The sequence below is a fragment of the Nocardiopsis listeri genome, from assembly GCF_020741345.1.
Lineage (GTDB): Bacteria > Actinomycetota > Actinomycetes > Streptosporangiales > Streptosporangiaceae > Nocardiopsis > Nocardiopsis listeri_A.
In genome coordinates this window covers 1-6,171 of sequence record NZ_DYZD01000441.1, presented here as the reverse complement: position 1 = coordinate 6,171, position 6,171 = coordinate 1, and the positions used below count along the sequence as shown (strand labels likewise).

At 69.1% G+C, this 6,171-nt stretch carries 7 protein-coding genes; 3 read left to right on the top strand and 4 right to left on the bottom strand.

The features are described from left to right. Positions 1-38: 38 nt before the first annotated feature. Together K8V84_RS23870 and K8V84_RS23865 are read left to right on the top strand one after the other, a co-directional pair. A complete protein-coding gene (locus tag K8V84_RS23870; protein ID WP_304078829.1) occupies positions 39-932 on the top strand; it encodes a metal ABC transporter permease in 894 nt (297 codons plus the stop codon). Continuing rightward, positions 929-1,306 carry a Fur family transcriptional regulator gene (locus K8V84_RS23865; RefSeq protein WP_304078828.1) on the top strand — a complete coding sequence of 126 codons (378 nt, stop codon included), beginning with the start codon at positions 929-931 and terminating at the stop codon, positions 1,304-1,306. The genes K8V84_RS23870 and K8V84_RS23865 overlap by 4 nt, the downstream gene beginning before the upstream one ends. Positions 1,307-1,388: 82 nt before the next feature. Here the strand turns inward: K8V84_RS23865 and K8V84_RS23860 are convergent, their stop codons facing one another. The 4 genes from K8V84_RS23860 to recO all read right to left on the bottom strand — a co-directional run bounded on the left by K8V84_RS23860 (position 1,389) and on the right by recO (position 4,715). Continuing rightward, positions 1,389-2,225, bottom strand: coding sequence for an SGNH/GDSL hydrolase family protein (locus K8V84_RS23860; protein WP_304078827.1), 837 nt, complete (start codon positions 2,223-2,225; stop codon positions 1,389-1,391). Positions 2,226-2,365: 140 nt separating this feature from the next. Next, positions 2,366-3,127, bottom strand: coding sequence for an SGNH/GDSL hydrolase family protein (locus tag K8V84_RS23855; RefSeq protein ID WP_304078830.1), 762 nt, complete (start codon positions 3,125-3,127; stop codon positions 2,366-2,368). A 32-nt stretch (positions 3,128-3,159) separates the two neighbouring features. Then, positions 3,160-3,987 carry an isoprenyl transferase gene (locus K8V84_RS23850; protein ID WP_304078826.1) on the bottom strand — a complete coding sequence of 276 codons (828 nt, stop codon included), beginning with the start codon at positions 3,985-3,987 and terminating at the stop codon, positions 3,160-3,162. Beyond that, positions 3,984-4,715 carry a DNA repair protein RecO gene (recO, locus tag K8V84_RS23845; RefSeq protein WP_304078825.1) on the bottom strand — a complete coding sequence of 244 codons (732 nt, stop codon included), beginning with the start codon at positions 4,713-4,715 and terminating at the stop codon, positions 3,984-3,986. The genes K8V84_RS23850 and recO overlap by 4 nt, the downstream gene beginning before the upstream one ends. A gap of 398 nt (positions 4,716-5,113) precedes the next feature. Here recO and K8V84_RS23840 point away from each other — a divergent pair, with 398 nt between their 5' ends. Beyond that, positions 5,114-5,977, top strand: coding sequence for a CAP domain-containing protein (locus tag K8V84_RS23840; RefSeq protein WP_304078824.1), 864 nt, complete (start codon positions 5,114-5,116; stop codon positions 5,975-5,977). The last annotated feature ends 194 nt before the right edge of the window (positions 5,978-6,171 follow it).

Here is a 6,171-nt window from a genome sequence, read left to right as displayed (position 1 = left end):
CGCGCACGCGGAGATCGTCCGACTAGAGGTGCCCCACCGTGACTGAACTGCTGCACTACGAGTTCATGCGTCGGGCACTGATCGCCGCCGTGCTGGTGGGTCTGGTCACCCCGGTGATCGGCACCTTCCTCGTCCAGCGACGCCTGGCCCTGCTGGGCGACGGCATCGGCCACGTCGCACTGACCGGTGTGGCTCTGGGCCTGCTCACCAGCACCTCCCCCGTGGTGACCGCCGCCGTGGTGGCGACCCTGGGCGCCGTCCTCATGGAGTTGGTCCGGGTTCGCACCCGCACCAGCGGTGACGTGGCGCTGGCGCTGCTGTTCTACGGCGGCATCGCCGGTGGCGTGCTGCTCATCGGGCTGACTCCGGGGGCGAGCAACGCCACCCTGACCTCCTTCCTGTTCGGTTCGGTGAGCACCGTGGCCGAGGAGGACATCTGGGTGGTGGGCGTGCTGGCCGCGGGCGTGCTGGCGGTACTGGCGGTCTTCGGCCGGGAGCTGTTCGTGCTGTGCCAGGACGAGGAGGTGGCGCGGGCCCACGGGCTGCCGGTGCGCTTCCTCAGCATCCTGTTGGCGGTGACCGCGGCGTTGACCGTGGTGATCGCGATGCGGGTGGTGGGCGTGCTGATGGTGAGCGCGTTGATGATCGTCCCCGTCGCCGCGGCACAGCAGCTCAGCCGTAGTTTCCGTGTGACCATGGGCTTGGCCGTGTTCATCGGCCTGTTGTCCTCGGTGGGTGGTCTGACCACCGCGTTCTATTCCGACCTGGCGCCCGGCGCCACCATCGTCCTACTGGCCCTCGCGGTGTACTGCGTGGCCGTGGTCGCCGGTGGTGTCCTGCGCCGGACGACCAAGGGCCGTGGGGCAGCGCCGGCTTCGGCGGACCCCACGGATACGATGCTCCAGACCGATCGGGGGAAGGTGACACCATGAGTACACGACGTGAGGCCGTGCATCAGGCACTGACGGCCTCCTCCGGTTTCCGTAGTGCGCAGGACCTTTACGCGGACCTGCGGGCCGACGGATCCAAGATCGGCCTGACCACCGTCTACCGCGCCCTACAGGCGCTGAGCGACTCGGGCGACGTGGACGTGCTCCGCACCGATGAGGGCGAAGCCGTCTACCGCGCGTGCGACACAGAGAACCACCACCATCACCTGGTGTGCCGGGTGTGCTCCACCGCGGTGGAGATCGAGGGTCCCACCGTGGAACGCTGGACCGCCGAGATCGGCGCCCAACACGGTTTCACCGGGGTGACCCACACCGTCGAGGTCTTCGGCACCTGCGCCGAGTGCTCCAAGAGCTGATCCGTTCCACTCGCACCGAAGAGTGAGGCCCTCACCGGTCGGTGGGGGCCTCACTCATGCCGGGACGGCTCCGGGCGCGGGGTCAGTCGGCGTGGTGCGTGGGCTCGCAGCGTTGCAGGGTGGGGCGCTTGGGGCTCACTCCGTCTCCGGAGGAACGACCCGTCAGCCGGCGGTGGATCCACGGGACCAGGAACTCGCGCGCCCAGTGCAGGTCCTCATGGCGGGCGGTCCGCCAGTCACGGGGCTCCGGCGGGGGCCAGGGCTCGTTCCAGTCGCCCTCGACCGGCACGTCCAGCACCTCGCACACGCGCAGTGCCAGGCGACGGTGACCTTCCGAGGACAGGTGCAGGCGGTCCCAGTTCCAGGCGCGGTTGTCGTCGAGGACGCGCATGCTCCACACGTCGACGACGTCGCAGCCGTACTTGTCGGCGACGGCGCGCATGTGCATGTTGTAGGTGGCGATCTTGCCGCGCAGGTGGCGCATGACCGGCTGCCAGTTGGTGTCGAAGCCGGTGAAGATGACCACCCGGGCGCCGGTGGCGCGCAGTTCGGCCACCATCGACTCGAAGATCTCCACGACCTGGTCCGGATCACTGCCGGGGCGCAGGATGTCGTTCCCGCCCGCGCACAGGGTGACGAGGTCGGGTTTCATCTCGACCGCGCGCGGCACCTGCTCGTCGTGGATCTGGCGAATGAGGCGACCGCGGATGGCGAGGTTGGCGTAGCGGACCTCGCCGACGTGGTCGGCGAGGTGCTCGGCCACACGATCGGCCCAACCCCGATAACGACCGTTGGGTACGCTGTCGCTGTCCGGGTAATGATCGCTCATACCCTCGGTGAAGCTGTCACCGAGGGCGACGTAGGACAGGATGCCCTTGCTCTTCAGGTCACCGGAGGAACCGGTCGGCACACCACTCATGGTGTCCGATGATGCAACCTGAGGCCCGGGTTACGCGACAGTAGGTTGATGGTTCGTCACTTTTTGGGGTGGACCTCACACCACGGGCGGTGCACCGTGGGTCGCGCGGGGCGACCGCCCATGGTCCCTCCCGGACCCGGTCAACGGTCCTTGGTCAGGGGCGTCAGTTCGGGACGTTTGGCGGTCACCGTGTCACCGGAGGAACGCCCGGTCAGGCGTCGGCCGATCCACGGGCCCAGGGACTCCTTCACCCAGTGCAGGTCCTCACGTCGCGCCTGCGCCCAGCGCACCGGCTCGGCCTCGGGCCAGGGCTCGTCCCAGCGCTCGGAGGTGGGCACACCGAGGACGTCGGCCACGCGCAGAGCCAACCGGCGGTGCCCCTCCGGGGACATGTGCAGTCGGTCCTCGTCCCAGGCCCGGGAGTCGGTGAGCACGTCCATGGACCACTGGTCGACCACATGACAGCCGTACTCGTCCGCGATCGCGCGCACGTTCATGTAGTAGCGCGCGAACAGGCCGATGGTGCCGCGCATGTACCCGGTCGCGATGTTCACACCGGTGAAGAGGACCACGTCGCTACCGCCCTTGCGCAGGCGGGACACCGCGTGCTCCAGGACGCGGGCCAAACGCTCGGGGTCGCCGGCGGGGCGCAGCAGGTCGTTGCCGCCGGCGCACAGGGTCACCAGGTCCGGGGCCATCTCCAGGGTGGGCGGCAGTTGGTCGGTGACGATCTGCCGGATGAGTTTGCCGCGTACCGCCAGGTTGGCGTAGCGGATCTCCCCGACGTGGTCGGCCAGGTGCTCGGCCAGCCGGTCGGCCCAACCGCGGAACACCCCGGAGCCGTCCGGATAGGGGTCGCCCACACCCTCGGTGAAGCTGTCCCCCATCGAGACCACGGACATCCCGGGTCGGAGCAGTGCGTCGCCGCCGTCCTTCACTTCTTCTCCCCCTCGACCGGGTTGGGCACGGCACCTCCGTACCGACGGTCCCGGCTCGCGTAGATCTCACAGGCCCGCCACAGGTCGCGGCGGTCGAAGTCGGGCCAGAGCGTCTCCAGGAAGACGAACTCGGCGTAGGCGCTCTGCCACAGCAGGAAGTTGGACAGCCGCTGTTCCCCGGAGGAGCGCACGAACAGGTCCACCGGGGGGACCTCGGGAGCGTAGAGCTGCTGGGAGATCGTGTCCTCGGTGATCTTCTCCGGGGACATGCGCCCCTCGGCGACCTGACGGGCCAGCGCTCGGGCGGCGTCGACGATCTCGGCCTGGCCACCGTAGTTCACGCAGAACTGGAGGGTCAGCGCCGTGTTGTCCTTGGTCATCTCCTCGGCGTCCTTGAGCTCGGAGATGACGCTCTTCCAGAGCATCCCCGCGCGCCCGGACCACTTGACGCGCACGCCGCGGGCGTGCAGCTCATCACGGCGCCGACGGATGACGTCACGGTTGAAGCCCATCAGGAACCGCACCTCGTCGGGGGAACGCTTCCAGTTCTCGGTGGAGAAGGCGTAGGCGGACAGGTTGGGCACGCCCATCTCCAGGGCGCCCTCGATCACGTCGAAGAGGGAGGCCTCCCCCGCCTTGTGGCCGTCGGTGCGCGGCAGGCCGCGTTCCTTGGCCCAGCGGCCGTTGCCGTCCATGACCACGGCGATGTGGCGGGGCACCAGGTCGGCGGGCAGACGAGGGGGCCGGGCCCCACTGGGGTGCGGGACGGGTGCGGTGTACTCCCGCCGGTCCCGCCCACCTTTGTCGAAGCTGAACAGACTCAAGAACGCTCCACATGGCGCAGGGATCGAATTCCGTTCTCCAGGTGCCACTGCAGGTAGGCCGCGACCATCCCACTGCACTCGGAGCGATGCCTTCCGTCGCTGGCGTCCGCGCTGTCCCAATCGCCTCCGAGCAGGTCGAACATGAGTCGGACCGTCTCGGAAGCGGGGTACACGGAGCCGTGCGGGCGGCACACCGAGCAGACCATACCGCCGGCGTGCACCGCGAAGGCACGGTGCTCCCCCCGGGTTCCGCAGCGTGCGCACTCGGTCAGTGCCGGGGCGTAACCGGCAACGGCCAGCGACCGCAGGAGGTAGGCGTCCAGGACGAGCCTGGAGTCGTGGCTTCCCTCACCCAGGGTACGCAGGGCACCGATGAGCAGTAGGAACTGGCGCAGCGCCGGATCCTTCTCCACCGCGACGACCTTCTCGGCCGTCTCCAGCATCGCGGTCGCGGCGGTGTACCGGGAGTAGTCGTGGACCACGGCCGTGCCGTAGGACCGGACGGTCTCGGCCTGGGTGATCACATCGAGCGAGCGCCCGGTGTGCAGTTGGAGGTCGACGTGGGTGCACGGTTCCAGACGGGCTCCGAAGCGGGACTTGGTGCGGCGCACGCCCTTGCCGACGGCGCGTACCAGTCCGGTGCGGCGGGTCAGGAGGGTGACGATGCGGTCGGCCTCGCCCAGCTTCTGGTTGCGCAGGACGACACCCTCGTCTCGGTAGAGGCTCACCCCTCCATTGTCGCGGATGTGTCAGACCACCTGGTCGGTCACCCCCGAAAGACCGACCAGGTGGTCGGTCCGCACCGACGCACACGCCCCTGAACTGGTTTATTACGGTTTAGATTCCCTTTTCAGGACATTTGCTCTACTCTCACGCGCTAGGGAGTTCGACGTTCGGGTGTGCCGCCCTTGCCCCCTCGGCCACGCAAGACCCCGGCGTCGCACAGACTCCTTCTGACGCGGGCACGGGAAAGCCGCACCGAGGCCGATCTCGGGCGGTGGAGTCCCATCGGGCCGATTTCGGGCCCGACCCACCCCCACACCCCCGCGGGGGTGCGCCCGCGCGTTCCCCGACCCCGCACGGAAGGTACAGCGAAATGGCGCGAGGCCGCCGAGGCAGGCGCAGGATGAGCGCTCGCGAACAGCGCTCGCTCCGCAGCCGACCGTCATCGGAGTACGACGATGACTTCGACGTAGAGGGCGATGGCTCCGAGGGGCGCAGGAAGAGCCGAATGGTGCCCCTGGTCGCCGGGGTGATCGCCATCCCGGTCGGACTGACCCTGGCCGGCGCCCTGGTCCTGAACACGGTCGGCGAGGACGGTTCGGACGCCGCCGACGGCGCGAACGCCGTCGGCGAGATCGGGGAGGGGGCCGTCGCCGACGATTCCCTGGTCCCCGAGAGCGCGAAGGACGACGACTTCTTCGACGAACCGACCGCGGCGCCCGAGCGAGCCGAACCCTCCGGTGACAGCGGAACGCTCAGCGCGCAGGCGACCGCCACGTTCTCGCCGGAGGACACCGAGGAGGCCGACGCCGAGGGCGGCGACGGCGGTGGCGGCGGAAACGGCAACGGTGGCGGTGGCAACGGAGGTGGCGGTGGCGGAAACAACACCACCGACGCCGGCGGCCCCCTGGCCACCGAGGTCGTGAACCTGGTCAACAGCGAACGTTCGGCGAACGGGTGCGACCCGGTACACGTGGACGACCGGTTGACCGCCGCGGCACAGGAGCACAGCGAGGACATGGCCGCCCGCGACTACATGGCGCACGAGAACCCCGAGGGCGAGGGCCCCGGCGAACGTGCGAGCCGGCACGGCTACAGCTCCTGGGGTGCGGAGAACGTCGCCAAGGGGCAGCAGAACGCCCAGCAGGTGATGGACGCCTGGATGAACAGCGATGGTCACCGCAGGAACATCCTCAACTGCGACCTGCAGGCCATCGGTGTCGGCGAGGCCGACCGGGCCTGGACGCAGAAGTTCGGCTACGAGTGACCTCCTCCCCGGCGTGAACGGCCGGTCTCATCCCTGCCTCCCCGGGCGTTTTCGCCGCCGAAGGCGGGGATGAGACCGAGGAGCGCGCGAAGGGCCGCGTCCCCGATGCTTGGGTTCTAGTGGTGGTTGCAACACCCCAGTTCAAGGGGTGCGATGCACTTCCAGATCCGTCAGGACCGAACACCACAAGGCCC

What these genes read in the sequence shown, in the direction of transcription:
- K8V84_RS23865 (WP_304078828.1), top strand. Translation starts at nt 929, where the DNA reads ATGAGTACACGACGTGAGGCCGTGCATCAGGCACTGACGGCCTCCTCC.
- K8V84_RS23840 (WP_304078824.1), top strand. Translation starts at nt 5,114, where the DNA reads ATGAGCGCTCGCGAACAGCGCTCGCTCCGCAGCCGACCGTCATCGGAG.
- K8V84_RS23860 (WP_304078827.1), bottom strand. Translation starts at nt 2,225, where the DNA reads ATGAGTGGTGTGCCGACCGGTTCCTCCGGTGACCTGAAGAGCAAGGGC.
- K8V84_RS23855 (WP_304078830.1), bottom strand. Translation starts at nt 3,127, where the DNA reads ATGTCCGTGGTCTCGATGGGGGACAGCTTCACCGAGGGTGTGGGCGAC.